Origin of the sequence: Comamonas odontotermitis (genome assembly GCF_014207855.1) — a bacterium.
Classification (GTDB): Bacteria; Pseudomonadota; Gammaproteobacteria; order Burkholderiales; family Burkholderiaceae_C; genus Comamonas; species Comamonas odontotermitis_A.
This window is the reverse complement of record NZ_JACHKZ010000021.1, coordinates 52,230-77,390: the sequence shown is the minus strand read 5'-3', so window position 1 is coordinate 77,390 and position 25,161 is coordinate 52,230. Positions and strand designations below refer to the sequence as shown.

Sequence of the window (25,161 nt, the reverse complement as noted above, 5' to 3'; positions counted from 1 at the left end):
ACCGAGCTGGGCACGCCCCAAACGGTGGCCGTGGCATAACTACGTCTGGGGTTTGGGGAGACTCAGTCTCAAACCGATTTATGCAACAAAGCCTCGGGAAATAGTAATTCATCCTTTCAGTCTATAGTTCAAATAAATTCTACGACGCCGTCAACTCCAGCATCACATTCTGTTGTTACTCGGCTGATATTTGATCCGACTCTTCTCTCCTTTGGTCCGGAGTCTGGGCAAGGTTCTGTTGCGGCCGGTAGGACTGGGTTTAATTATCGATATAGGCCAGCAATTACCGATGCCCTTCAAAGTAGCACAATCACATTGACGCTTGTTGGCGGAGCAGTGTTCGAGTCTGTTAGTGGAAGTTCATATTTGAAATATCAGCAAACTGCCGGTGGTGTCGGCCAGTCCTCAGTTACCTACACTTGGGATCCAGCAGCTGTCGCATCTGGTATGTTTTTCAATTTGGACGCATTAATTATTCGAGGGCCTGTCAGTAGTATTTTAGTTGAGCGTAGTGGAACATATCTGACTCCCGGTGCGGTGTTTTCAGGTTCGGAGAATTCATTATTTCGCTTGCGCATTGATCCAAGAGCTTTGTTGGTGCCGCCCGTTCTTTCTAACGACTCTCAATTGGTATCTAGGACACAACCATCCTTGATCGATGTCCTAACAAATGATGAAGCAGGCGTTACTCTAGATAATACATATCCATTGGTCTTATCAGATGCAACAGTCGGAACTTTGACATACTCGGGAAGCCAGATCCAGTTCACACCGACAAGCAGCTTTACCGCTCCTGTGACATTTCAGTACCAGGCTTGCAACGCACAGGGCTTATGCGCCATCGCTACAGTGACATTAACGCCGGAGGCAGTCGTACCACCTGCTGGGCCTACTCCAGTACCAACCCTAGGTATTTGGGGGCTGTTAGGCCTTTCTCCGGCTATTGCATTGGCAGGTCTGATGGGATTCTCTAGGCGGCGGGGCTAACGCCTGCTCCCGGAGCAGCAACTTCCATCACCGCTCGAAAAAAGAGCCTCCCTGGTGCCATATGCGGCGCCTGGGAGGCTCTTTTTTTCGTTTGTGCTGTCAGCCCGTAGGAGTCACGGCAATAGATAACTAGGAGTCCATTGTGTGGAAAGCTGCAGCCAGGGTGTCAATCTTAGTCGCGTGGGGCACAGCGGTGTCCGCGCTCGGGACCAGATCCGCATCTGCAAGACCTTCATTTCATTTGAGCCAGGTGTACAGGATAAATTTCTTGGGATCATCGCGTTGCATACCGTACCCCTGGGCCTCAACTAAAACGCTTGATGCAGCTGGTAACCACGCCCCAAATTTCCAGAATCTGGCCTTGGCGCGGCACGATGTTTGGATAGTCTGGGTTGCCAGCTTTGAGCATCAGCTCGTCGTTTGTCTGGTAGAGCGCCTTGACGGTGTACTCGCCATCCACGACGGCCACAACGATATTGCCGCTGTGCGGGATTTTCGCGCGATCCACGACGATCAAGTCGCCATCATCAATGCCATAGTTGATCATCGACGGCCTGGCTACGCGCATGAGGAAAGTCGCGTCCTCGTGTTCAACCAGTAGCTTGGACAAGTCGAAATACTTGCCGCCAATCTCTGATGCAGGGCAGGGGGTGCGCTATTGGTGAAGATGAGCGATAGCGGGGAGGCCATCACCGGCACTGGTGCCCTGGCTTTAGTTGTTTTACTGTACATAAATGCAGTATATGCGGGCAAGTGGTGGCTTGTGAACACGCAAAATTCTGCGTGTTGGTTTCCTTTGCTCTCTATTTTTTATGAGGGCATCTATGGGGGCATGAAAAATTGTTTTTCTTTAATCTATTGATTTTTAATGAAAAAAATCCGCACATCGTGCGGCTTTTTTGCAGGTGGCGCGCGGCGGTGGCTGTCAGGGGCGTGCAATCTTCCAGGCGCCGCCTACACCGTCGCCAGTCTTGTCGCCTGGCTTTCCGTCCTTGACGAAGTAATACAGTGGCTGGCCTTTGTAAGCCCACTGGCGGCTGTTGTCGTCGCGGATGATGATGTTGAAATCGCCAATCGGCTTGGCCGATTCGGCCACCGGCAGCGGGGGCCAGTTGGTGGCGCATTGGCCATAGCAGGCGGAGCTTCCGCTGCCCACGGCATCCTTGCTGAAGGTATAGAGCGTGTGGCCATTGGGGCCAACCAGGCTGCCGTCTGTCGCCTTGACGGGCGTGCTGGCGCTGCCGTGCATGCTGCCGGTAGAGCTGCAGGCCGCCAACAGCAGGGCGGACAGGGGAACGGCCAGAACCGAAATGCGGGAGAACATGGGTAGGCTCCTTGGTGGTCGAGAGACTTCGCCACTGTAACCAAGGGCTGGGGGCGGCGCTTGTGGGACAGATGCCCGATATGGGGGCCGCTTCCCTGGGCTAGTCCTAGCGCGTATGTACCTTCATGGCGCGCTCCACCTCGCGTTTGCTCTCGCGTTCCTTGATCACGTCGCGTTTGTCGTGCTCGGCCTTGCCCTTGGCCAGTGCGATATCGCATTTGGCCAGGCCATTCTTCCAGTGCAGGTTGATGGGCACCAGGGTGTAGCCCTTTTGCTCGACCTTGCCGATCAGGCGGCGAATTTCGTCCTTTTTCATCAGCAGCTTCTTGATGCGTGCTGAATCCGGGTTGACGTGGGTCGATGCGGTCTTGAGGGGGTTGATCTGGCAGCCCAGCAGGAACAGCTCGCCGTTCTTGATCAGGACGTAGCCATCAGTCAGCTGGGCCTTGCCTTCGCGCAGGGCCTTCACTTCCCAGCCGTGCAGCACCATGCCTGCTTCAAAGCGCTCTTCAAAGAAATAGTTGAATGCCGCCTTCTTGTTATCGGCTATGCGGCTGTTGGTGTTGTTCGTCTTCGACATAATTGCAATGTTAGGGGTAAAACGAGGTTTCCAAGGCCTGTAAGGCTGTTGGTGCAGCCGTTTTTGCCCAATCTGTGATTTTCCTTGAATGTTCAGGACTGCATCTTTGCATGCAGCCTGCCCGCAGCGTTTGCATGAAAACTGTCAATAAGTCCGTTCTGATCTGGTACAGCCCCCAGGAAATGTTTGACCTGGTGGCCGATGTGCCCCGCTACCCAGATTTTTTGCCTTGGTGCGACCATGCCCGCGTGCTTGAGCAGCATGCAGACGGCGCGACCGCCGAAGTGGGTATTGCGCTCGCAGGCATCAAGAAGTCCTTCATCACCCGCAATACCTATGAGCCCGGCAGGCGCTTGCAGATGCAACTGGTCAAAGGCCCATTCTCGCATCTGCAGGGCGACTGGCGCTTTTTGCCCGTGGGCGATGGAAGCCAGCGCGCCTGCAAGGTGGAGTTGAATCTGAGCTACGGTTTTGACAGCGTGACGCTCGCTGCTGTGGTGGGCCCCATTTTTGACAAGATTGCCGCAACGATGATGGATGCCTTCATCCAGCGCGCCGAGAAGATCTATGGCTGAATCTGCCTTCATCGAGGTCGAGGTGGTGTGGGCGCGCGACGGGCAGGCGCACTTACTTGTGCTGGAGTTGCGGGCGGGGGCCACCGTGGCCGACGCCTTGGCCGCTGCTGCTGAGCGTACCGGTCAGGTGCTGGGGGCAGAGCAGGATGCCGGTATCTGGGGCAAATTGCAGGCGCGTGACACCGTGCTGGCCGAAGGGGATCGGGTGGAGCTGTACCAACCGCTCAAGGTGGATCCCAAGAAGGCACGCCGCGAGCGTTTTGCCAAGCAGGGCGCACGGCGGGCTGGCCTGTTTGCGCGGCGCAGGCCGCAATCCAAGCAGGGCTATGGTGCCTGACACCGGCCGCATTCGTGCATGAAAAAGCCACGCATTGCGTGGCTTTTTGCTGGAGAGGGCGAACCCGGCTTAGCAGTTATTGAAAATCGCCTCGTCAGTGCGCTTGATCTCGGCGGCGCGCTGTTCAGCATTCTGGAACACCATTTCGCCCTTTTCGTTGGGCGCGCGTATCGCCTTGCCGGTGTCGTACATGGCCTTGGCCTGCTGGGCGCGTTTGCAGTTATCGGCCTTGGCGGCCGCCTGCTTTTCCTTGGCGGCCTTGTCGGCATCTGCCTTGGCTTTGTCTTCGGCAGCCTTCTTGGCTTCGAGTTCCTTGTCCTTGCCACTGGCGACCTTGGCAGTTGGCTTGGCTGCCTGAGCGGCTCCTTCGGCGGGAGCTTCTCCTTCCTCTGGTGCGGCAACGTCGCGCAGGGCAGGGCCGGTACCCGATGTCTTGGCACCGGGAACACCGCCATAGCCCTTGGGGCGCTTGAGAATGTTTTTATCAGGCACATCCAGCCCTGGTGGTCGGTCGCTGAAGACCTTGCGGCCATCCTTGTCGATCCACTGCCATTGGGCCATGGCAGACGCACCTGCGCCCATGGCCACGCAGATGAGAAGCAGCTTGATTAATTTCATGGAAGGAGTGTAGCGCGCCATCTATAAATAGCGCAGCAAGTTGTTGGTTGAACAAAACACCGTATGTCGTCCGGCAGAAAATTCCGCGCTCTGCAGACCATTTACAAAAGACGGTAGAATCCTTTTTTTGGAGCTTTCACAATGCGCCTGATCGGAAAAGCGCTCACCTTCGACGATGTGTTGCTGGTGCCCGCATACTCCCAAGTCCTGCCCAAGGACACCTCTCTCTCGACTAAATTCTCCCGCAATATCACGCTGAACCTGCCCCTGGTGTCTGCTGCCATGGATACGGTGACAGAAGCGCGCCTGGCGATTGCCATCGCCCAGGAAGGCGGTATCGGGATCGTTCACAAGAACATGACGGCCGAACAGCAGGCCGCCGAAGTATCCAAGGTCAAGCGCCACGAGTCCGGCGTGGTGCACGATCCTGTCGTGATCACGCCAGAGCACACCGTGCTTCAGGTGCTGGAACTGTCGGAAAACCTGGGTATATCGGGTTTTCCGGTATGCGATGGCGGCAAGGTGGTTGGCATTGTGACCAGCCGCGATCTGCGCTTTGAAACCCGCTACGACGTCAAGGTGCGCGACATCATGACGCCGCGCGAGCGCTTGATCACCGTCAATGAAAAAGATGACACGACGCCTGCAGCGGCCAAGGCCTTGCTCAACAAGCACAAGCTCGAACGCATTCTGGTCGTCAATGACGCATTCGAGCTCAAGGGCTTGATTACCGTCAAGGACATCACCAAGCAAACCACCTTCCCGAATGCGGCGCGAGACCGCGCAGGTTCGCTGCGCGTAGGCGCTGCCGTCGGCGTAGGCGCCGGTACCGAAGAGCGGGTTGAGTTGCTGGCCAGGGCCGGTGTCGATGCCATCATCGTGGATACGGCCCACGGCCACAGCAAGGGCGTGATCGACCGCGTGCGCTGGGTCAAGCAGAACTATCCGCATATCGATGTGGTGGGCGGCAACATCGCCACTGGCGCGGCTGCGCTGGCGCTGGCAGAGGCAGGTGCCGATGCGGTCAAGGTCGGTATCGGCCCAGGCTCGATTTGCACGACACGTATCGTGGCTGGTGTGGGTGTGCCGCAGATCATGGCCATCGACAGCGTGGCCAAGGCTTTGGCAGGCACGGGTGTGCCGCTGATCGCCGATGGCGGCATCCGCTTCTCGGGAGACATTGCCAAGGCGCTGGCCGCTGGCGCGTCGTCGGTGATGATGGGCGGCATGTTCGCCGGTACCGAAGAGGCACCGGGTGAAGTCATTCTGTTCCAGGGCCGCTCGTACAAGAGCTACCGCGGCATGGGCTCCATTGGTGCCATGCAGCAGGGCTCGGCAGACCGTTACTTCCAGGAATCCTCCACGGGCAACCCCAATGCGGACAAGCTGGTGCCAGAGGGTATCGAAGGCCGCGTGCCCTACAAGGGCTCGATGGTCTCCATCGTCTACCAGATGGCGGGTGGCGTGCGTGCGGCCATGGGTTACTGCGGCTGCAACACCATCGAAGAGATGAACAACAAGGCCGAGTTTGTGGAAATCACTGCTGCCGGTATCCGCGAATCGCACGTGCATGATGTGCAGATCACCAAGGAAGCACCGAACTACCGGGCTGACTGATCGGCAGTGTTCTGATCAGAATTTCAAATTCTGGTCTTTGTGATAAAATCTGGTCTGAATTCAATTTCAGGCCAGATTTTTTATTTTCAGCCCATGCAATCTGTCGGTATCTACGAAGCCAAGACCCGCTTTTCCGCCCTGATCGAGGCGGTGGAGCAGGGCGAGGAAGTGCGCATCACGCGCCATGGCAAGGAAGTCGTGCGCATGCTGCCGGTACGCCGCAAGCCGGTGATCACCGATGAGCAGATTGCCCGGGAACTGCAGCAGATTCAGGCATTGCAGCAAACGGTGCGTACGCCAGATACTATGAATTCCGTAGTGAATCTACGCCAGACAGGCAGGAGCCAGGCATGAGTGCAACGGCCTTCATTCTGGACGCCACCGTCACCGCCGCCTGGTTGCTGCCCGACAATGCCAGCCCGCACACCCAGCGTCTCTACACCCGCATCCGCCGCGATGAAGTCGATCCGCAGGCTCCCAATCTCTGGCAATGGGAATGCGGAAACCTGATCGCATCGGGCGTGAACAATGGCCGCATTCCCACTGCCAGCGTCGAAGGCCTGTGGAGTGTGTTGGAGGCCATACGCCACCGTGTGGAGCTGCACGATCTGGCCCCCGCACAGCACAAGGCGGTGCTCGATGTGGCGCTGGACACCGGCCTGCCTGTCTACGATGCGGCCTATCTGTGGCTGGCGCAGTCGCTGCGCCTGCCGCTGGCCACTTTTGACCAAGCCCAGCAGGCTGCTGCAAAAAAGCGCGGCATTGCACTGCTGGCCCCTGAAGATTTCTGACACCTTCCTTCCCACTCTTGCCCTTGAACACCATGCAACACGACAAGATCCTCATTCTCGATTTTGGCTCCCAGGTCACCCAGTTGATCGCACGCCGCGTGCGGGAGGCCCATGTGTATTGCGAAGTCCATCCCTGCGACGTGAGCAGCGAATGGGTGCGCGAATTTGCCGCCGATGGCAAGCTCCGGGGCGTGATCCTGTCAGGTAGCCACGCCAGCGTCTACGAAGTGGACGACCGCGCCCCTGACGCGGTGTTCGAGCTGGGCCTGCCTGTGCTGGGCATCTGCTACGGCATGCAGACCATGGCGACCCAACTGGGTGGCAAGGTCGAGGGCTCCAACAGCCGCGAATTTGGCTACGCAGAAGTGCGAGCCCACGGCCACACCGAACTGCTCAAGGGCATTGAAGATTTCACAACGCCCGAAGGCCACGGCATGCTCAAGGTCTGGATGAGCCACGGTGACAAAGTCACCGAGCTGCCGCCAGGCTTCAAGATCATGGCCTCCACGCCGTCCTGCCCCATTGCGGGCATGGCTGACGAGGCGCGCCGCTACTACGCCGTGCAGTTCCACCCCGAAGTCACGCACACGGTGCAAGGCCAGGCACTGCTCAACCGTTTCGTGCTCGATATCTGCGGCACCCAGGCTGACTGGATCATGGGCGACTACATCGAAGAAGCCGTGGCCAAGATCCGCGAGCAGGTCGGTGATGAAGAGGTGATCCTGGGCCTGTCCGGTGGCGTCGATTCTTCCGTGGCTGCTGCGTTGATTCACCGCGCCATTGGCGACCAGCTGACCTGTGTGTTCGTCGACCACGGCCTGCTGCGTCTGAACGAAGGCGATATGGTCATGGACATGTTCGAGGGTAAACTGCACGCCAAGGTGGTGCGGGTCGATGCGTCCGAGCTGTTCCTGGGCGAGCTGGCTGGCGTGACCGATCCCGAGCAAAAACGCAAGATCATCGGCCGTCTTTTCGTGGATGTGTTCAAGTCCGAGGCCGCCAAGCTCAAGGCTGCCACGGCTGGCAGCAAGGGAGCCACTTTCCTGGCGCAGGGCACGATCTACCCCGATGTGATCGAATCAGGCGGCGCCAAGAGCAAGAAGGCCGTCACCATCAAGAGCCACCACAACGTAGGTGGCCTGCCTGAGCAGTTGGGCCTGAAGCTGCTGGAGCCGCTGCGCGATCTGTTCAAGGACGAAGTGCGTGAGCTGGGTGTGGCCCTGGGCCTGCCCCGTGGCATGGTGTATCGCCACCCGTTCCCTGGCCCGGGCCTGGGTGTGCGCATCCTGGGTGAAGTGAAGAAGGAATACGCCGATCTGCTGCGCCGCGCCGACGCGATCTTTATTGAAGAGCTGAACAACTGGATCGACGAGAAAAGCGGCAAGAGCTGGTACGACCTGACCAGCCAGGCCTTCACCGTCTTCCTGCCTGTCAAGAGCGTGGGCGTGATGGGCGATGGCCGCACCTACGACTACGTGGTGGCGCTGCGCGCCGTACAGACCAGCGATTTCATGACCGCCGACTGGGCCGAGCTGCCTTACGGCCTGCTCAAGCGCGTGTCCAACCGCATCATCAACGAGGTGCGCGGCATCAACCGCGTTACCTACGACGTATCGAGCAAGCCACCGGCCACCATTGAGTGGGAATAAATTCTGATAAAGAATATTGAGCGAAGTTAAAGAAAATTTAAAGCGATAAGTCATTGATTTATCGCTTTTTCCATGAGAAAAATTAGGAAAGAATCGCAATCTAAAAGAATGTTGAAGCAAGAATTGATTGTTGGCAAATTTGATGGTGTCGCTAGAATCGACCTGCCAAATCGGTGTTTGTGATCCCGTTTATGTTGCGCCAGGCGCAAGCAGAAAACGTAAAAAGCCACCGCCGGTAAGGCCCGCAGGCTCGTTTGATGGCACCGATGGATGATGGTCAATTTTTGCTGAACTTGCTTCAACATGCCATCAATCAATCTGCGGGTGAAGAAAAACCATTTCTACTTCAACAGGTTGCAATGCTTACAGATACCATTCTCAAAAACATCAAGCCGACGGGCAAAGTGTTCAAGGTGGCGGATCGTGACGGGTTGTATGTCCGGGTGTCGCCCAAGGGCGCACGCACATTCGCCTACAACTACCGCGTGAACGGCCGCCAGGAAACAATCAACTTCGGGCAGTACGGGGTTGGTGGCCTCACGCTGGCAGAGGCCAGGCAGAAGCTCGATGAGGCAAAGCGGCTTCGTAACACCGGCGTATCACCGGCGCGCGCGGCGCTGGCCGCCGTTGAGGGCGAGAGAACGTTTTCGAGCTGGGCCGAGGAGTGGATGGACAAGCACAGAATGGCGGACTCCACCCGGGCCATGAAGCGATCAATCTACGAGCGCGACCTCAAGCCCAAGTTCCACAACAAGCTGATGCGTGAGATAGACCATCACGCGTTGCGCCGCTTGACGGACGAGATCGTTGCACGCGGTGCGCCAGCAGTGGCGGTGCAGGCCCGCGACATTGTGATGATGATCTTCCGGCACGCGATAGAGCGGGGGCTAGAGGGGGTCGCCAATCCTGCCGACAAGGTGAAGCCGAGCAGTATTGCCGTGTTTGTGCCCCGCGACCGGATGCTGCAACCTGCCCACATCAAACATCTCTACACCTACATGGAGCGGGTTGGTACCGGCTTGCAATTCCGGGTGGCGGTCAAGCTGCTGCTGCTGACCATGGTTCGTAAAAGTGAATTAGCACTGGCCACATGGGACGAGGTGGATTTCGACGCGCAAACGTGGACGATCCCCAAGGAGCGCATGAAGATGGCCCGGCCTCACGTTGTCTACCTGTCACGCCAGGCCATGGACATGATGATCGCGCTAAAAACGTTCGGTGGCTCATCGTCATACGTGCTGCCAAACCGGTACGAGTCGGACAAGGCCATGAGCGCGGCTACCCTCAATCGGGTTATCACGGGCGCGGTGTTGAAGGCGCGAGAGGACGGTATTGACATGCCGGACTGCGGCCCGCACGACTTGCGGCGCACGGCCAGCACGCTGTTGCATGAAGCAGGGTACGCCTCAGACTGGATTGAAAAGTGCCTTGCGCACGAGCAGAAGGGCGTGCGGGCCGTCTACAACAAGGCGGAATATTCCGAGCAGCGCAGGAAAATGCTGCAAGAGTGGGCGGATATGGTTGACGGCTGGGTGAAATAAAAAGGGGCCGGTTGGCCCCTTTGATTAAGTAGCATGCCTTATCACCGTTTTCTGACGGGGCTGCCTTGGGCGAGGCGGGCGACAGGTCGGAAAGTATAAGTAGGAAGTGAAGCACACCGAGGCCACTAACCAGATGGCAAGTAGGTCGGGCTGCTCCACCGCCTGGGTGGGGAGCAGGGCGGACGTGGTTATGGCCGCATCAAAAAGCGCGACGTACCTTGCCCAACGGCTTTCTTCTAGGCTTGCGTAGAGTGGCTCGATGTAGGTAGCAAGCAGCGCAATCGCCATGCACAGGACGCAGATCACTGACAGAGGCGAGTATCCCGTATTCACCGCTAACACGATCCCCACAGCAAGCAGAACCGTTGCAGCTTGCCGCCCCCACCACGCGGGACGCAACTGGCTCAGGTCAACCATCTTCTGGAAGACCTGAGCGGTTAGCCATGCGTCGAGGCGGCTAAGCTGCAGCATGCGTTTCCACCTCATCACGCCACCACCGCACTGTGCGCTGTGACAGGTGCACGCGCTTCGGAATCTTGCCGGTCTTCTCCATGTTGTCCAGGGTGCGGCGACACACCTTGAACCGCTGCATCATTTCCTTGGGCGAGAGCATTTCTCGGATTTTTTGTTGTTCCATACATCACCTCAAAAGGGAATCAAGTCGTAGCGCCAGGCCGGGCAGCCGGCCTTTTGAACCTCGGGCGGCGGCACTGCGCCGTTGGACGCCTTGCAGCCGTGGCCATTCCAGTGAATGCAGTTCTCGCAACCCTTTTTGTCCAGGATCCACTGCCAGTGCTCCAGATCCTTTTTTGCCGCATCGCGCCGAACTGTTATCTCCGCAAGAGACATGCTTGCGTTGTCATCCATTACTGTTGTCATCCCCATGCCCTCATCAAGTTGCCCAGACTTACCTCGCGCTCGACGGTGGCGATACCCGGCCGGTGCGATATTCCAAAGCGCTCCTTGACCCGCCAATAGGTTCCATCGCGCACTACTTCGATGTACTGAGGCGTCGGCACTAGGTCACCTTGCTCAAGGAGATTCAGTGCATCCGCCACGGTATCGGGGCAGGCATGTCGCCCGTGGCTCCAGAACCATTGCACCGCGTGCTTGCGGACATAGCTCCGAGGATCCTCGATGGGCACCCATTCGGTGTATACGTGGTCGCCGCATGTGTACTCAACCTTGAGAGAGTTTCGGTCGTTTTTTGTGTGCGGGCTGTAGGTGATCGAATCCACGGCCACTCGGCGGGGCTTCGCTAGCGCCGCCACAGGATCCGCTGCCGTGGCCTCAGTGCCATGCGAGGGGTTGTCGCTCTCCGGAAACTGGTGATCGCACCCTGGGCAGACGCGCACAGAGGTGTGCACCAGCTCATGGCAGCTCGGGCATTCCTTGACCGGTGCCACGCTCACCGCCTTCTCCCCGCTCTTGCGCTTGGACTTCACCTTGATCTGGTCGATTGGTCCGTGTCGCTCGATGTTTCCGGCAAAGTCCAGAACCAGTGTGTTGTCTTTGCTCGGGTGCTTGCGCAAGCCGCGCCCCATGATCTGGACATACAGGCCCGTGCTCTTGGTAGGGCGCAGCATCACCAGGCAGTCGATCATCGGTGCATCAAAGCCGGTGGTCAGAATGTTGGCGTTGAACAAAAAGCGAATCGCGCCGGATTTGAATGAAGCGATCTTCCCTTCGCGCTCGGTCTTGCCCATCGTGCCGTCCACATAGTCGGCGGCCCAGCCACGGGCGTTTGCCAGTTCGGCGCAGCGCTGGGCATGCTCGACCCCAGTGCAGAACCCTAGAATGTGCTTGCGGTCGGCGGCGTAGATCGCAACTTCATCAAATGCGCCCTCGATCAGTGCATCTTTGTTCATCGCATGCTGCAATGCCGTATTGTTGAAATCGCCCTTGCTCGTGCCGACTCCAGACAGGTCGGCTTTGGTAACGCCGTTTTTCGCCACCAGAGGGCAGAGGTAGCCTTGCTGGATCAAGTCGCCCACGTTTGCGCTGTAGGCGATGTCAGTGAAGATCGCGTTATCACCTTCGGTTAGCAGGCCCGAGTCGGTGCGATAGGGGGTGGCCGTGAAGCCGATGACCTTGAGGTTCGGGTTATAGGCGCGCAGGGCGCCGATGAACCGTTGGTAAGTGGTGTCGGTTTTCGCCGGTATCAGGTGGCATTCGTCCACCAGCACCAGGTGCGTATTGCCAAAGCGGGCGGGGTGCTTGTGGATTGACTGGATGCCAGCCACAGTAATCTGAGCCTGTCTTTTGATGCCGACGCCAGCAGACCAAATTCCGATTGGTGCCTCCGGCCAATATTTGAGAATCGCTTTATAGTCCTGCTCAATCAATTCCTTCACATGCGTGAGCAGCAGAATGTTTGTCGGCGGATAGATGTCAATTGCCTGTTTAACTGTGCTAGCCATAGTCAAAGACTTTCCGGAGCCAGTAGGCAGCTCAATGAGCGGGTTGCCTTTGGATGTGTGGAAATACTCAAAAACAGACTGCACAGCTTCACGCTGATATGGGTAGAGTTCAATCATTCTTTCGCCTCCGCCGCCTTAAAGATCTGGTGCAGCCATTTGGGAATATCGATCTCCCCCCAGCTCAAGGGCATCACAACAGCAAAGGCCTCATCCTTTGCGCAGAAGCGTGCGTAGATCTCTCCGAGTGGGGCGGGCTGACGAAGCTGGACGCCATTTGGAAAGCGCGTAGTACCCACAACGGACTTGTTGAGCAGCTCCAGGTAGCGCGCGTCTATAGCGTCAACCGGGCCCTGGGCGTCTTTGAACTTATCCGCGCGCTTTACCACGCGGGTGAAATCGGGGAACTTCCCTTCAACCTCCCATGGCATCCGAGCGCCGGTGACAGGCGCATGAGGATTGGGCTGGATATAGATCTCTTCTTCTTCCGCGCTCATGCAGATCAACCGGCCATCGACCACGCGCAAAGACCTTGGCAAGCCCTTATCGAACTTGCCCAATGAGGAAATCAACGGTTTTGTCACTCGAATGATGATTTCCCGATCCGCTTCGCCAGCCTGGTCGTGCCATAAGCCAAGTGCCTTTCCATTGGTGGCAACTCCGATCACGCCGCCACCTTGGCGCGCGGTCAAGGGCTGCAGAAAAATACCGTTGAGGTAGTAGCGGATGTCCTGGGTCGCCATGTAATGCGAGAGAAAGGCCATGCCAGTGCCAGAGAATTTGATGTTCATGATTCACCCCACAATCTCAGCGCCCGGAAACTGGGCGCGGTAGTGTTCAAGTTCTGGCGCCCCGATGGCGCGGAAGTCTTTGAGTGCAGACAGCTCTCGGGACAGGTAGGCCGGTGTGCCAGCGCGCACGCCGTTGGGCGCAGCGCCCTCGGCAACCACGCAGAAATGCACCTCTGGCTTGTCCTTGCGCTGAAATTCAATCCAGCCAGTGCCAGCGTCCACGGCCGTTGCGTACGTCACCAGGAACGGCAGCGGCAGATGCTGCCCGCAGCCTGTACGCTGGAAGGTGACTGGAATCTCGCTCTGCCGTCCGCCAGGAGCAATTGCACAGGACCAGCGGCCATTGCCTTCTCGCTCGGCGGTGGAGTGCACACAAGTGCGGCAGGAGAGGGCGGGAACCTGGTCGGCGTGACAAACCTCCTTGTGCACGCAAAATTTGCACGCGAAGGCGTGAATGTCCGTGGCGATCTTGGCGGGGGGCTCGGCACCGAAAATCACGCGCTCGGCCTTGGCCTGGATCTGCATGAACTCTTCGGCGTTGAATTCGATGCGCTCGGCGTAGAGCTCGTCCGTATCCTTGTTCACGGCCAGGTACAGCGCGCGGTCTAGACCTTCTTTGCCCATGTACCACTGCATTTGCGCGTAGTGCATGGGCTTCGCAGCCTTCACACCCTTGGCCTGCAGCTCCTTGAACGACTTGGCGGAATGTGTCTTGAACTCCAGAACGTGCCACTTTTGGGCGCCGTCAGGGATGTATCGGCCCTTGCCGTCCATGTGGCCGCCCATGTGGCCGCCGTGGTCAGAGTGGGCGAACTGCTTGCCAGTGGCTGGGTCGCAATCAAGGACCTCGCAACCAATATCGCGCAGGTCTTTGACAAACCGCGCCTCGGCAAGGTGCCCGGTCTGGAACAGGCGTAGCATGCGGCCGTCGAATTTCTCACGCCGGGCCCAGCGGAAGTCGTACCAGAGCGCGCGGGCGCACTCCTTGCCAATGATCGAGGCGCCAAGGTAGGTGCGGGGCGGTTCTGCGCCTTCTCGCTCCTCATACACCTTGGCAATAGCCGCGACCACTGGCGATGTAGCGTCAGCAATATTAACCATCTTGAAACTCTGTTGAAGTTGAAGCTGGCCCGCCTCTTTGGACGGGCCTTGTTCTATCGGAAGGGCTTATTGCGCGCCTGGTGCCGCCCAAGCAGGCGCACCGGCGGCGGGCTGCTGCCAGGCGGGAGCGGCGGCGGGGGTCTGGGCAGGGCTAGCAGCTACCGGCGCGGCACCGGTGATGGCATGCCATTCCTTGATCTGGTTCTCTTCGCGGGGGTTGCCGCTCTTGTCCTCGCCCATGCGGATAGCGACTACCAGTTGCATGGGCTTGTTATGCAGCTCGCTACTGTCGCGTGGCGAGTTGATGCCCAGCGCCTTGCAGATCTTCGACAACTCGATGGTGGCGATCTTGCGGGCGGTTTCGTTGGCGTTCCACAGATTCAGGTTCGCAAAGATCTTGCGTCCCTTTTGGGGACCATCGATCACTTCATAGATCAGAGCCAGGTACTTGCCAGTGCCGGCCTTCGTCACCTTCTGCTCCGATGAGGTGATGATGGCAATGTAGGAGCCAGGGGGGAGGGCGGCAAAGTCATCGGTAACTTCGTCGGCTTTGAAATTGAGATCGGCAAAACTTGTCATGGTAATTTCCTCGAAAATTGAATGGTGAGTTGATTGAAACTCAAGTTACGGGGCGAACGAAAACGGTTATGCGGTTGCGGTTTGAGAATCCTTCGGGGCTAGCGCCGCGTTGAGCAGCCCTTGGAACTGCGCCCAGTTCAGTTCACAGTCAGGGAGGCTGTAGCGGTTGCCGGCCACGTAGGCGGGGTGGGGGTTCAGGTAGAGCATACGGCGGCCGGTGCTCACTGCCTTGATGTCCTTCTGCTGCTGCTGATTCTGCGCCACGTTGCGCGTCATCGTTTCGTGGGCTGCGAACGCAATGATGTCGGCCCATTCGTTGACGATGCCGAGGGCGCGCTTTTCCAGTTTGAGCGCGTAGGCGTCGTAGTCATCCGACAGCAGCGGATTTTTGATCTTGTTGATGCGTTCATGTGCGATGCACACGATGGCCATGTTGCGCTTGTCGCGCAGCTCGTCGAGTTTGGCGAAGAACTCGCGCCACTTGTCATCGGACATGACATAGCCCTTGCCGTAGCCGATGTCTTCGATGTTCTTGACGCCTGCGCGCTCGCAGATCGTCCCGTGGATAAGTGGCTCAAGCCAGTCGAGCGAATCGACAAACACGGTGTTGAACTGGTGTTCGGAGGTCAGCAGCGTGTTGATGGCTTCCTCGACCTGGCTGTAGTGCGTAGCCTTGGGGAAGGCTGGCACATCAATGTTGTCCAAGCCTTCCTCGGTGATGATGCCAATGGCACCTGGCGCCGAGGCAGCGAATGTGGACTTGCCGATCTTAGGCGGCCCGTACACGACGATTTTTGGTGGACGCGCACGGCGGCCGCGGCTGATGGATGAAAGATCGAATGGCATGGTTATGCAGCTTTCATGACGATGGTTTGATTTGGGCTTGATTCAGCGATTTTGATGGACGCCATGTCAAGACCTGGGAGATTAGAGGCGACCTGCATAAGGTACGCCGCTATTTGGTGCGCTGGGTTGGTTGAATCAAACAACTTTGCGCCCTGGTAGTCAGCAGAGATCTTCACCACATCCTGGCCATTGGGTGCTCTCTCGATGGTGATGATGACGTTCTGCATTACACACGCTCCACTTTGGCGGTGGGGGTGCGATCGGTGATCGTGAGCGGAAGCTTGGCGTAGATGTCTGGCTTGTTTTCGCGCAGCCAGTTGACGCCCTTTTCGTCTACCTCGCGCTTCTTCTTGACGGGGTGGAACTCGGCAGGGATCTCGCCGGCCATTTCATCGAACTTGTCCCAATCCAACTTCACGTTCTGCGCGGTTGTGATGGTGACCTTGAAGGCGTCAAATGCGGTGGTTTTGGAGCCGTTCGCCTTCTCGACTCCTACCTCTTGTACCAGCTCGGCCTCGATGGTCCGGCGGTCCTTTGTGGCCGCATCTTCGGCGGCCTTGGCCTGGAGCAAACGCTCCGCCAATGATGAGATTTTTTCCTTGTTCAATTTATTCTCCGATCTGCATGTTGAATTGCTATCGATCAACTTAACTAAAACTCAATCGACAACTGCATGATAGATCGAAGTTGATTAAGGTTCAAGAACTTTCGTGTAAGTAAAAACCCTTACATCGGGAAAAGTAACGGCCCGTAAGGTCGGGCCGCTATCGTTAGAGAGTGGTGCGTTGTATCACCTCAACAATGCTGCCAAGCACTGTCGCTTTATCCAGTGGTATGGATGGGAATCGATGGTCGTCGGCCATTAGCAAAGTGTGCCCCCCATCGACAACGATTCGACGCAACATGATGTCGCCATTCACGACGGCAACCACGGGGCGCCCGTTCGTCGGCTGGTGTGCTTTGGATACTATGCAAATAGCATCCATTGGCGCTACAGATGGTAATGCGCTGCTATTGTTTATGAACCCGGCGGCAGTGCCGGTGGGGTAGTCTCTTGCCGTGTATACGTACTCCGAAGGAGCCGACAAATCCCACTCTTTCAAGGCGTCCATGGAGACAACCGGGGTGCCTTGACTACTGTTTATCTGTACAGTATTATTAGCCTCGTCAACACCCATAAGCCACCCAACAGAAACACCAAACGTCTTGGCTAGGGCGACGATTTCCGCGGGGCGAGGCTCGTTCTTCCCCGATTCCCACAGCGAGACAGCCGAAGGCGATCTACCCAGCTTCGTAGCGATGTCTTTTTGATTGACTGGCGGGAACATTGCTTCACGCGCAGCTTGTATGCGCTGTGCAAGTATCGATTTCATGGGGACTCCAAACTCCGAACGCGACTATGAATGGTGTCAAGGCGAGCGCAGATCACTGCCTGCCCGGGCGACATAGGCATAGCTTAAGTAAAAAATAAACTTTAATCAACTCGATTGAAGTCTTGCACGCGCGCAAAACCGCCCCTAGAATTGAGTAAAGTTCAATTCAACAGGGATGATGATTTTGCAAAACTCAATTAAATCAAGAAAAGTGTCCCCTCCAGTGGGGTTCTCCGTGCGCGGCATTGTGGCTATGGCAGGGGGCAGCACCACGGTAGCTGAGCGCTGCGGCATCACGCTCCAGGCTGTGCGCAAATGGAGCCATTCGATACCGGAAGAGCATGCCAGAACAGTCGCTATTGCTGCTGGCCTACCTCTTGCCATCGTGCGCCCGGACCAGGTGCAGGAGGGCGCTGATGCCTAAGAAGATGCCTTGGGATATTGTGAATCAGCGCAACAGCAAGCTAAAGAGCAGCTCGGCCGCCAGCTTCCCCGCCTTCAAGGTTCAAATTTGGGAGAACTTTGTCGCTCTCGAAAAGGGCCACGGCACTCGCCAACACGCTGAGTATGTTGCTCAGACTATAGATGTTGCGTGCGATCTCGCGCAGCAGAAACGCCTGGGCAGAGACTGGCGGCCGGAATTGCTCAGGGCGTACGAGGCACATAAGGCTATGTGCCTGCGGCTGCCTGACTGCGGTGAGCTCAAATACACATCCGAGGAGTTGGAAGCGGTTAGGGTGGCGATGGATATTCACATGCAACAGCTTGATGGTTGCACTGCCATAGACTTGAAGCGGTCGGTTGATCGGCTCATTTCCAGAAAGAAGTCAGGGCACTTTGTAAAAGTGGAGGCCGCCGCATGAGTTCGCCATATGATTCACGTGCCTATTTCTATATAGAGCGCGGGTACTGTGTCATCCCTATTGCTCCAGGCACCAAGCGACCAGGGGCGTATTCCTCGGTTGAGGGGTGGCGGGGCATGAGCGACTGGGAGAGGTACTTTCAGCGCATGCCGACCGAGCTCGAACTGGAAGAGTGGGACAAGTGGCCGGATGCTGGGATTGGCCTGCTTTGCGGAAAGCAGTCGCGCATCGTAGCGCTTGATCGGGACTACGACACCAAAGGCACTGACGCACTGGATCGCATCATTCCATGGACGCCAGTGAGGAAGCGCGGAGCCAAAGGGTATACAGCATTCTTTCGCTACAGCGGCGAGCCATCCTGCAGCTTTAATATCGGCGGCGCGCGGGTGCTCGATGTGCTCTCCGATGGCAGGCAAACTCTCATGCCCGGCACGCGCCACCCGGACGGCCATACTTATGTCTACCTCACAGAAGACATGCTTGAGGAGTATGAGGCCGATGACTTGCCCGTTCTGCCGCCAGATTTTCTGCAGCGCGTTCAGGCGACTATTGCACCGTACCAGACTGAGGCCGACACCAAGTACCAAAGCCGCAGGGCGACAGCACCACGGGACAGTACCGACCGCATCAACACCAATCTGTCCGCGGCGGCCGAGTTCTATAGCAAGCTGAATCAGCAGGCCCTGGCCAACCCTGATCTGTGGGTGCCGCGCCTCATTCCTACGGCAAGGCGCCATGGTGACGGCTATCGCTGCATTGCAATCTGGCGGGGGGCGAAAAACCCGAACGTCGGCGTCCACCCGAGCGGCATCTTTGATTTCGGCGGGAACTATGGCATGACGGCAATCGACCTGGTGATGAATTCGCACCAGGTTCCATTTGCCCGTGCGGTGGATGCGCTGGCTGAGCTCGTGCCAGTGGAAGGCCTGCCTGACTTCATCGTGCCCGAGACTTTCGGATCCGCTGCCAAAGCTCCGCAGCCGGTCGCTGTGCAAAACATCATGGAGCAGGCAGCTCCGGACATTTCACGAGCTCCGGACATTTCAAAGCCTGCGCCCGCCGTGGAGCAAATACTTCTGCCACCCACCACCAGCGAGGATGCCGCACCGGCGCTACCGCCATTCGTGGTTAACCCACCCGGCATGCTGGGGGAGTTAGCGCGCTGGATAAACGCCACCGCGCCAAAATCGCAGCCCGAGCTGGCCGTGGCGGCTGCGATTGCGCTGGGCAGTGTGCTGATGGCGCGCACCTATGTGTCGCAGTTCAACAACTTCACATCGCTGTACTTTATCCTGGTAGCAAAATCGACTGAAGGCAAAGAGCATCCCCAGGCGGCAATCCAGCATGTACTCACTGAGGCTGGTTTTCCTGAGCTCATCGGCGGTTCCGGATACACGTCGGCAGGTGCAGTTTTTTCGCAGCTTCTGCAGGCGCCGGCGCATCTGGCAACCATCGACGAGATCGGCAAAATGCTGAAATTGTCCCGGGCCAAGGGCAATAGCCACGGCGAGGCGGCCATTGACAAGCTTGTTGAAGCCTATGGGCGGGTCAATGGGATCATGCGGCCGCCTACATACTCGCAAATGACATTGCGGCAGGATCAGCAGGTACAAGCGAGAGTGGTTTACAACCCGGCGATCACGCTGCTGGGTGCCACCACCGGAAACACCTTCTATAGCAACCTGACAGACGATTTGATTAAAGACGGCTTCTTGGGGCGCTGCATCGTTGTGGAGTCCACCCAACCACGCCAGCTCATCAATTTGAAGGGCCGCGCGGCCGAGGTGCCATTCCATATTCTTGAGTGGTGCAGGCTGGTGCACATCTCTGGCCAGAACCTGGGAGATCTGGCGGGCGCGACCGGCGCAGACACGAAACCAACAACCATCCCGCTCACCTTTGACGATGCCTGCGAGCCACTTATCCAGGCATTCGAGCGCAAGCTGAATGCACTCAAGGACAAGCATGAGCATGAGGGCGTGGATGTTCTGCTGGGTCGGACTCTCGAAAAATCTCTGCGCCTGGCGATGATTGCCTGCAAGGCGGAGAAGGCGAGTAATACCGTCATCACCACTCAGCATTTGAAATGGGCCATCGAGTACGTGCAGCACTACGACACACGCCTCCTCGATGCGGTGACACATTCCAGGACCGTTAACGACTTCGATGAGCAGATGCAGCGCATGATTGGCTACATCAAGAGCGTGCGGAAGTTGACAGATAGCGAACCGGGGCGCGCGAGTCTCATGGCGCAGGGCTTCATGCCACGATCCAAGCTGCTCAAGCTGATGAAGTGCAAGGCAAAGGCGCTGACAGAGCTTGTGGATACTGCTATCGAATCCAAGCTTATTACAAAGACAATTGAAAATGGTCTTGTAGAATGCTACGTGGCAGCCTAGTGTTGCCTCTGTTGAATTGCAAACCCGCCTTCGAGGCGGGTCTTTTTTTTGCCTTGACCCCGGCAAAGGGGTGGGGTGTCTGCAGGGCTAGGGCGGCAGAAAACCCGAACGGTGCCGGGTTTTTGTGGCGCTAGCGGGGCTTGACCGTCTTCGGTCGCCCGCGCGGGCGGTAGGAAAAGTGGTATCCGGCCTCGATCAGCCAGCGACCGCCGACCATTTTTGCCGGAGCGATTGTCCCGCGTCGGCACATATGCAGCACAGCAAAGCGGTCCAGGCCTTCGCGGACGGCAACTTCAGTGGTGGTGAAATACTGGGTCATGAGGAGGGTTGCACCACATCAACAAGCTCACCCGATTGGGGGAGCTTTACCGCAGCTTGCCGCTCAGCCTGATACAACTCCTCGGCCATCTCCAGCAGGCGCACCGGGTCGGGCAGGCGGCCTGGTTTACCCTTGGGGCCAGCGATCTCCATGCAAAACTTCATCGCCAACTCCTCCTGGCCTGGAGTCATGGCAAGGAATTCCGGCTCCCACGCGGGCATGGCACGCAGCGCGAGCAGGTTTCGCGCAAACTGACGGTAGCCCCAGGACTTCAAGAACCCGGCGGGACCGTCAGGCATGGCGTTGAACACCTCATCAATTTGGGCGTCGGTGATGGGTTGTTGGTCAATCATTGGGGGCTCCTCCCGCCAACACCCAGCAAACGGGCTTTTGGTCATCCATTGGCTTGACCCTGCCCATGATCTGCAGCCGGAGCAAAACTTTGCGAATGAATGCCGAATGCTGGTTTCGGTTGTTGCCGCGCATGGGCTTGCACTGTCTGGCAATGTCGCCGGTGGTCCAACCACCTGGGCCATCCAGCACGGCGAGGATTTGGGATTCGTAGCTGGGTTTCAAGATTGGCCTCCAACAGGAAATGGGCTAAGGAACACCCGAAAGTCGAGCGTGTCCTCCGATTGGCTGGGAAGGCGATACCTGACCTTGACGGGTTCGCCCTCCCTTGCGGCGTCTGGCATACGAAAGCAGGAGTGGTCTTCGTCCCAGTAGCCTCCGAACATCGCCTGAATGGAGAGGGAGAGAACACGCTTCTTCATGTGCTTCCTTCTTTGGTATTCCGTTCCGTCTGGTATTCGTCAATCTGCTCAAGCAGCATGTCGATGTACTCTTGCGGGTTGCAATGTCTGCATCCATCACCAACCATCCGCTGACGAAATGTGCAAACGCACTTGTCAGCTCCCTGGTGGCCCCTGGCTGCTTGCCAAATTTCCCATTCTCGATCTGAAGAAAAACTACACAGGTCTTCGATTTCTTCATCATTCCAGTCTCGAATCTCTGGAATTCGGCGGCGCCGGTCTTCATTGCGCCACTTCTCAAACGCCTCACGGCTTGGGTCAGGGGTTGTCATTGGTGCTACCACTTTGCATCCTCCGCTTCGTGCTTAATCAACTCGACGCCGACAACCATTGCATACAGCCAATCTTCAATGTTCTCGCCATCTGGTTGGCAATGCAGCTTCTCTTCGCCAGTGGGATCAACCAGTGTCACGGTTGGGTTTTCTCCCCGGGCCTCATGCAGATCGTCGGCCAAAGACGAGACCGCAGCCTCTATCACCTTGAACCCGCGCATATTCCCGCCCATTTCGCAGTCAATCGCTCCGACATAGTTCCATTTCTGTAACGTCACGCGATAGGTGTGTCGGCCCCAGCGGATATTGGGATCGTAGTTTTCAATCATTGGTGGCTCCTATTCCGTGGGTTGCTTCTGCTTTTTTGATCAGTCGGATCACATCACTGCGCTTGAACCAGACTTGCTTAGGATGCTTTCCGCTCTCGTCTAGGTGCTGGCAAACAAGCATGGTTTCGTACCAGGCATTGCTCAGCGGCTCCCGCTCAGGTGGGGGAGGGGCGGCAAGATAGCAGTCATTCCAGCCGTCCCGATAGGATGGATCAACGTGCGAGGCGTCGGGGTGATACGGCAAATACTCGTTGCCGCACTTCCATTGACCGCCAGCAGGCGATTGGCATTGCGCAACCTGTTGATTGCATTGAGTTATGGGATTTCCCATATCAGCAAGCTGATTGCGCGCCTCAGTATTCAGTGCATTAGCTGTGTCCAGGCGCTGGGTGAGGGCGGTGACTTGCTGCTCGGCTGCTGCGGCGCGGTTGGTCTGGGTGGTGAGTTGGGCGCGAATCGCCGACGTGTATGGCAGCAGGCCGTCTGTATCGAACGGCTCACCATTGGCCGCGTCATTTAGCGCGTCAAGCCAAATCACGGGCAAATCACACTCACCGCCCAGGCCCGCGTAGCAGGTGGCGGCGAGAGTGCGCAGGCGCTCAATCTCCGCGAATTGCTCCTCGATACGTCGGTTGCTGGCAGTACGTTGAGCACGGGTGTCCGATAGCTCGGCTTCAAGCGCCGCGATGCGATTCGCCATAACGTCGGCGCGGTGCAGGCCGAGCTCGCTTGGTTTAGCTGTTCTCTGTACCCATTCGGTCTTCGCAAGCCACTCATCGAAGGTCGCTTCCACTACGCTCAGGCGGCGGAGCTCGGCTGCTGCTGCTTGTTCAACATGCGGCTCGTGGTAATTTATGTCCAGCAAATCCGCCAGCCGTAGTGCTTCTGTCTCATCAGTCATATAGTGCGTACCCCTAAAAATTGAACTTCTTGTACTTGCCACAGTGCTTACAGCGGACAACGTGATACGCGCCGGAGATGGTGCGGCCCGTCATTCCTGCATACGTTCCCGTAACAACTGGTTCACCCCATTGATGCAGGTGCCAATCCCCAGTAATGAGGAAGCGAATTAGGCGGATCATGGCGCCTCCTTGGCTAACTGGATTGCAGCAGCTGCATGGACGATGGCGCGGCGGGTGGCTTCCATCGGTGCGCCGGAATGCCAATACTCGCCTCGACCCCTGGAGTAGCCGGGAACCACGGCAAGGGCTTGGCCCAGATGGTGGTGGAAGCTGACTTCAATACCGTGCACAACGGCGAGATTCAAGGCCGCGTTGCCGTCCACCAGAGGGTTCCAGTAGTCGTCCAGCGCATCAGTGCAAATCCCCTCACTTAGCCCATAGCGGGCCTCACCCCATCCCCGCATATCCGCAAAGCTGAAATCCTTGAACCCCATGGACTTAGCAGCCAGCTCCAGCAATTCACGATCAGTTTTCATGGGGCGTCCTTCGGTTCGTTGGTCACGGTCGCGCTGTGGGGTGTGCATTCCGTGCGGGATGTCTTGCCAGAGGGGACAGTGCGGCATTCCTCCCAGGTGGTCTTGGTTTCGGTCTTGCTGCCACAGCGCGTGAAGTACTGCCAGCGCTGGCCGGGGTTGAACGCCCAGACCTCGCAGCCATCGGCCTCGCTGATTTTTCGCGGCTTGAGCTCGGCTTGGCGCCTGACCTCCACCGCCTTTTTCTCTGCGGCTTCCTCGGCGGCGCGTTGAGCCACACGCTCGGGGTCCATCACGCAGCTGCCGACCAGGATCGCGACAACGGTGAATGCGACCACCAGCAAGGTCTCAATAAGGGTGAGTCCTTTTTGTTTCGTCGCCTGGGCGCCGCTTGTGGCCCGCTGGGCGGCCCATTTCTCAGCCGTGACGATTGCTGTGGCTCGGTCGCTTGCGATCTCTGCGTGCCCGCACACATGACGAAAGCCATAGCCGTTGCTGGCTACTAGGTCGCCATCTGCGTCTTGGTAGACCCGCATTCCGCCCTTCCACTCGGTCCAGGCACGAGCCAAAATTTCAAGTAGCGTCATGCTGCACCGCCTTCCTGGGCTGCAGCCATGGCGGCGTCGATGGCCTCATCTAATCCGTCACCTACTTTGAAGCGGTAGTCGTAAGTCCAGCCTTCACGGAGATAGCGATACCGCTGTGCATCCAGCGCATCAGCGGGCTGGGCCTGGGGTGCTGTGGGTGCGGAGAGGGCGTCAACAATTCGGCGTGCGATGAACCCCTCCCAGTGCTCGCCATTTGGTGGAACCTCTCCGCTACAAAGGATGTTGTAGACGGCTTGAACGCGGGGATCATCGAAATGAGAAGTAGGCGCTGCCACGACTGCAGGTGCTGGCATGAATCCCCAGAGAATTGCCAAGCGTTTTTGCTCGGACTCACAGGTAATGGCTACTCGAGCTGCATTTGCAAGCGCGCGCTTCACTTCGGACTCGGTGTAGGCAAATTCGCTCGTGTATTTGCCCTCTGACTTTATAAACCCACTAAGAACGCTCTCCAGGAATTGCTTATCGGTGTGGCCGAAGTGAAAGCCTGGGCGCTCAGGGCGCCGCTCGGAATATACAAACAGGCCGACAGGTTTGAGTGAAGCGACATTGCCCGCTTCTTCCTGGGAGCCCTGCGAGTTTGCATTCAATAGCGCCTCCGCAAACTGCAACAGGCCTTGCTCGGTGAAGCCATACGATGGGTGGGCAGTATCCGAGCGATTGCGATAGCTGGATGCACCATGTTGCAGCGCGAGTTCGATGACGTTGGTGGTAGGGGTGGGCCTAGCCATGATTAATTTCCTTGTAGAGACGGGAGTTTTTGCGCGGCTTCTTGAGCAGCTTGGCTTTCAGCGCCTGGAATTGGAGGTCTTGCCGGGCGGTGACGGAGGGTGATTCCAGCTTGGCGGCGTCTATCTCATCGCGCAGCATGATTGCCAGCTTGGAAATGGACAGCTTGCGATCTGGCGGCACCTCATCACCCGCATCTAGCAGGTAGTTGTAGAGAATGCCCACTGTGATTCGCATGAGGTCGCAGACATGAACGCCTTTGGGTATCGATG

33 protein-coding genes and 1 pseudogene are annotated in these 25,161 nt (G+C 57.6%); 11 read left to right on the top strand and 23 right to left on the bottom strand.

Annotated features, from left to right (window positions below; all coding sequences use genetic code 11):
* The first annotated feature begins 366 nt into the window (after positions 1-366).
* The gene (locus HNP33_RS15365) at positions 367-987 is read left to right on the top strand and encodes an Ig-like domain-containing protein (RefSeq protein WP_184709838.1); all 621 of its coding nucleotides are present in this window, start codon (positions 367-369) and stop codon (positions 985-987) included.
* 304 nt (positions 988-1,291) lie between these two features.
* Here HNP33_RS15365 and HNP33_RS15360 read toward each other — a convergent pair.
* The 3 genes and pseudogenes from HNP33_RS15360 to smpB all read right to left on the bottom strand — a co-directional run.
* Positions 1,292-1,624, bottom strand: a pseudogene (locus HNP33_RS15360) (LexA family protein); the annotation flags it as partial.
* Positions 1,625-1,912: 288 nt separating this feature from the next.
* Positions 1,913-2,311, bottom strand: coding sequence for an ATP-binding protein (locus HNP33_RS15355; RefSeq protein WP_184709840.1), 399 nt, complete (start codon positions 2,309-2,311; stop codon positions 1,913-1,915).
* A gap of 106 nt (positions 2,312-2,417) precedes the next feature.
* Positions 2,418-2,891: an SsrA-binding protein SmpB gene (gene smpB / locus HNP33_RS15350; protein ID WP_184709842.1), complete on the bottom strand. Its 474-nt coding sequence runs from the start codon at positions 2,889-2,891 to the stop codon at positions 2,418-2,420.
* A 134-nt stretch (positions 2,892-3,025) separates the two neighbouring features.
* On the opposite strand from smpB, the gene HNP33_RS15345 reads away from it, so the two are divergent.
* Positions 3,026-3,466 (top strand): type II toxin-antitoxin system RatA family toxin, encoded by a 441-nt coding sequence (locus HNP33_RS15345; RefSeq protein ID WP_184709844.1) that lies wholly within the window; start codon positions 3,026-3,028, stop codon positions 3,464-3,466.
* Positions 3,459-3,803: an RnfH family protein gene (locus HNP33_RS15340; protein ID WP_184709847.1), complete on the top strand. Its 345-nt coding sequence runs from the start codon at positions 3,459-3,461 to the stop codon at positions 3,801-3,803. Before HNP33_RS15345 ends, HNP33_RS15340 begins: the two co-directional genes overlap by 8 nt.
* A gap of 69 nt (positions 3,804-3,872) precedes the next feature.
* Here the strand turns inward: HNP33_RS15340 and HNP33_RS15335 are convergent, their stop codons facing one another.
* A complete protein-coding gene (locus HNP33_RS15335) occupies positions 3,873-4,421 on the bottom strand; it encodes a DUF4124 domain-containing protein (protein ID WP_184709849.1) in 549 nt (182 codons plus the stop codon).
* Between the two features lie 141 nt (positions 4,422-4,562).
* On the opposite strand from HNP33_RS15335, the gene guaB reads away from it, so the two are divergent.
* The 5 genes from guaB to HNP33_RS15310 all read left to right on the top strand — a co-directional run bounded on the left by guaB (position 4,563) and on the right by HNP33_RS15310 (position 10,019).
* Entirely contained in the window at positions 4,563-6,038 is a 1,476-nt protein-coding gene (gene guaB, locus HNP33_RS15330; RefSeq protein WP_184709851.1) for an IMP dehydrogenase, read from the top strand.
* A gap of 93 nt (positions 6,039-6,131) precedes the next feature.
* Complete coding sequence (locus HNP33_RS15325) at positions 6,132-6,392, top strand: type II toxin-antitoxin system Phd/YefM family antitoxin (protein WP_184709853.1); 261 nt, start codon at positions 6,132-6,134, stop codon at positions 6,390-6,392.
* Complete coding sequence (locus HNP33_RS15320; RefSeq protein WP_184709855.1) at positions 6,389-6,829, top strand: type II toxin-antitoxin system VapC family toxin; 441 nt, start codon at positions 6,389-6,391, stop codon at positions 6,827-6,829. Before HNP33_RS15325 ends, HNP33_RS15320 begins: the two co-directional genes overlap by 4 nt.
* A gap of 32 nt (positions 6,830-6,861) precedes the next feature.
* Positions 6,862-8,478, top strand: coding sequence for a glutamine-hydrolyzing GMP synthase (gene guaA / locus HNP33_RS15315; RefSeq protein WP_184709857.1), 1,617 nt, complete (start codon positions 6,862-6,864; stop codon positions 8,476-8,478).
* Positions 8,479-8,837: 359 nt separating this feature from the next.
* Positions 8,838-10,019 carry a tyrosine-type recombinase/integrase gene (locus tag HNP33_RS15310; protein ID WP_184709986.1) on the top strand — a complete coding sequence of 394 codons (1,182 nt, stop codon included), beginning with the start codon at positions 8,838-8,840 and terminating at the stop codon, positions 10,017-10,019.
* 457 nt (positions 10,020-10,476) lie between these two features.
* On the opposite strand, the gene HNP33_RS15305 is transcribed toward HNP33_RS15310, so the two are convergent.
* The 10 genes from HNP33_RS15305 to HNP33_RS15260 form a co-directional block, all read right to left on the bottom strand.
* Positions 10,477-10,656: a helix-turn-helix transcriptional regulator gene (locus tag HNP33_RS15305; RefSeq protein ID WP_184709859.1), complete on the bottom strand. Its 180-nt coding sequence runs from the start codon at positions 10,654-10,656 to the stop codon at positions 10,477-10,479.
* An 8-nt stretch (positions 10,657-10,664) separates the two neighbouring features.
* The gene (locus HNP33_RS15300) at positions 10,665-10,886 is read right to left on the bottom strand and encodes a hypothetical protein (RefSeq protein ID WP_184749474.1); all 222 of its coding nucleotides are present in this window, start codon (positions 10,884-10,886) and stop codon (positions 10,665-10,667) included.
* An 8-nt stretch (positions 10,887-10,894) separates the two neighbouring features.
* Positions 10,895-12,556 (bottom strand): DEAD/DEAH box helicase, encoded by a 1,662-nt coding sequence (locus HNP33_RS15295; protein ID WP_184709863.1) that lies wholly within the window; start codon positions 12,554-12,556, stop codon positions 10,895-10,897.
* Complete coding sequence (locus HNP33_RS15290; RefSeq protein ID WP_184709865.1) at positions 12,553-13,227, bottom strand: hypothetical protein; 675 nt, start codon at positions 13,225-13,227, stop codon at positions 12,553-12,555. Before HNP33_RS15290 ends, HNP33_RS15295 begins: the two co-directional genes overlap by 4 nt.
* Before the next feature lie 3 nt (positions 13,228-13,230).
* Positions 13,231-14,328, bottom strand: a complete 1,098-nt coding sequence (locus HNP33_RS15285) for an oxidoreductase (protein WP_184709867.1) — start codon at positions 14,326-14,328, stop codon at positions 13,231-13,233.
* Positions 14,329-14,394: 66 nt separating this feature from the next.
* On the bottom strand, positions 14,395-14,907 hold the full coding sequence (locus HNP33_RS15280; RefSeq protein ID WP_184709869.1) for a DUF669 domain-containing protein: 513 nt from the start codon (positions 14,905-14,907) through the stop codon (positions 14,395-14,397).
* A gap of 66 nt (positions 14,908-14,973) precedes the next feature.
* On the bottom strand, positions 14,974-15,753 hold the full coding sequence (locus HNP33_RS15275) for an ATP-binding protein (RefSeq protein WP_184709871.1): 780 nt from the start codon (positions 15,751-15,753) through the stop codon (positions 14,974-14,976).
* 2 nt (positions 15,754-15,755) lie between these two features.
* The gene (locus tag HNP33_RS15270; RefSeq protein WP_184709873.1) at positions 15,756-15,980 is read right to left on the bottom strand and encodes a hypothetical protein; all 225 of its coding nucleotides are present in this window, start codon (positions 15,978-15,980) and stop codon (positions 15,756-15,758) included.
* Positions 15,980-16,360: a hypothetical protein gene (locus HNP33_RS15265; RefSeq protein WP_184709875.1), complete on the bottom strand. Its 381-nt coding sequence runs from the start codon at positions 16,358-16,360 to the stop codon at positions 15,980-15,982. The genes HNP33_RS15270 and HNP33_RS15265 overlap by 1 nt, the downstream gene beginning before the upstream one ends.
* A 163-nt stretch (positions 16,361-16,523) precedes the next feature.
* Positions 16,524-17,126, bottom strand: a complete 603-nt coding sequence (locus HNP33_RS15260; protein ID WP_184709877.1) for a helix-turn-helix domain-containing protein — start codon at positions 17,124-17,126, stop codon at positions 16,524-16,526.
* A 211-nt stretch (positions 17,127-17,337) separates the two neighbouring features.
* On the opposite strand from HNP33_RS15260, the gene HNP33_RS15255 reads away from it, so the two are divergent.
* The 3 genes from HNP33_RS15255 to HNP33_RS15245 are packed head-to-tail and all read left to right on the top strand — an operon-like array spanning position 17,338 to position 20,388.
* Positions 17,338-17,550: a hypothetical protein gene (locus tag HNP33_RS15255; RefSeq protein ID WP_184749472.1), complete on the top strand. Its 213-nt coding sequence runs from the start codon at positions 17,338-17,340 to the stop codon at positions 17,548-17,550.
* Positions 17,543-17,989 (top strand): hypothetical protein, encoded by a 447-nt coding sequence (locus HNP33_RS15250; protein WP_184709879.1) that lies wholly within the window; start codon positions 17,543-17,545, stop codon positions 17,987-17,989. The genes HNP33_RS15255 and HNP33_RS15250 overlap by 8 nt, the downstream gene beginning before the upstream one ends.
* On the top strand, positions 17,986-20,388 hold the full coding sequence (locus HNP33_RS15245) for a bifunctional DNA primase/polymerase (RefSeq protein ID WP_184709881.1): 2,403 nt from the start codon (positions 17,986-17,988) through the stop codon (positions 20,386-20,388). The genes HNP33_RS15250 and HNP33_RS15245 overlap by 4 nt, the downstream gene beginning before the upstream one ends.
* A 130-nt stretch (positions 20,389-20,518) precedes the next feature.
* Here the strand turns inward: HNP33_RS15245 and HNP33_RS15240 are convergent, their stop codons facing one another.
* The 9 genes from HNP33_RS15240 to HNP33_RS15200 all read right to left on the bottom strand — a co-directional run bounded on the left by HNP33_RS15240 (position 20,519) and on the right by HNP33_RS15200 (position 25,114).
* The gene (locus tag HNP33_RS15240) at positions 20,519-20,707 is read right to left on the bottom strand and encodes a hypothetical protein (protein ID WP_184709883.1); all 189 of its coding nucleotides are present in this window, start codon (positions 20,705-20,707) and stop codon (positions 20,519-20,521) included.
* Positions 20,704-21,060, bottom strand: coding sequence for a hypothetical protein (locus tag HNP33_RS15235; protein ID WP_184709885.1), 357 nt, complete (start codon positions 21,058-21,060; stop codon positions 20,704-20,706). Before HNP33_RS15235 ends, HNP33_RS15240 begins: the two co-directional genes overlap by 4 nt.
* A 416-nt stretch (positions 21,061-21,476) precedes the next feature.
* Positions 21,477-21,791 carry a hypothetical protein gene (locus HNP33_RS15230; RefSeq protein WP_184709887.1) on the bottom strand — a complete coding sequence of 105 codons (315 nt, stop codon included), beginning with the start codon at positions 21,789-21,791 and terminating at the stop codon, positions 21,477-21,479.
* A gap of 5 nt (positions 21,792-21,796) precedes the next feature.
* A complete protein-coding gene (locus HNP33_RS15225; protein WP_184709889.1) occupies positions 21,797-22,120 on the bottom strand; it encodes a DUF5406 family protein in 324 nt (107 codons plus the stop codon).
* Positions 22,113-23,021, bottom strand: coding sequence for a hypothetical protein (locus HNP33_RS15220; protein ID WP_184709891.1), 909 nt, complete (start codon positions 23,019-23,021; stop codon positions 22,113-22,115). The genes HNP33_RS15225 and HNP33_RS15220 overlap by 8 nt, the downstream gene beginning before the upstream one ends.
* 177 nt (positions 23,022-23,198) lie before the next feature.
* A complete protein-coding gene (locus tag HNP33_RS15215) occupies positions 23,199-23,558 on the bottom strand; it encodes a hypothetical protein (RefSeq protein ID WP_184709893.1) in 360 nt (119 codons plus the stop codon).
* Positions 23,555-24,142 (bottom strand): prepilin-type N-terminal cleavage/methylation domain-containing protein, encoded by a 588-nt coding sequence (locus tag HNP33_RS15210; RefSeq protein WP_184709896.1) that lies wholly within the window; start codon positions 24,140-24,142, stop codon positions 23,555-23,557. The genes HNP33_RS15215 and HNP33_RS15210 overlap by 4 nt, the downstream gene beginning before the upstream one ends.
* Positions 24,139-24,891 (bottom strand): hypothetical protein, encoded by a 753-nt coding sequence (locus HNP33_RS15205; RefSeq protein ID WP_184709898.1) that lies wholly within the window; start codon positions 24,889-24,891, stop codon positions 24,139-24,141. Before HNP33_RS15205 ends, HNP33_RS15210 begins: the two co-directional genes overlap by 4 nt.
* Positions 24,884-25,114 (bottom strand): hypothetical protein, encoded by a 231-nt coding sequence (locus HNP33_RS15200; protein WP_184709900.1) that lies wholly within the window; start codon positions 25,112-25,114, stop codon positions 24,884-24,886. Before HNP33_RS15200 ends, HNP33_RS15205 begins: the two co-directional genes overlap by 8 nt.
* Positions 25,115-25,161: the final 47 nt, after the last annotated feature.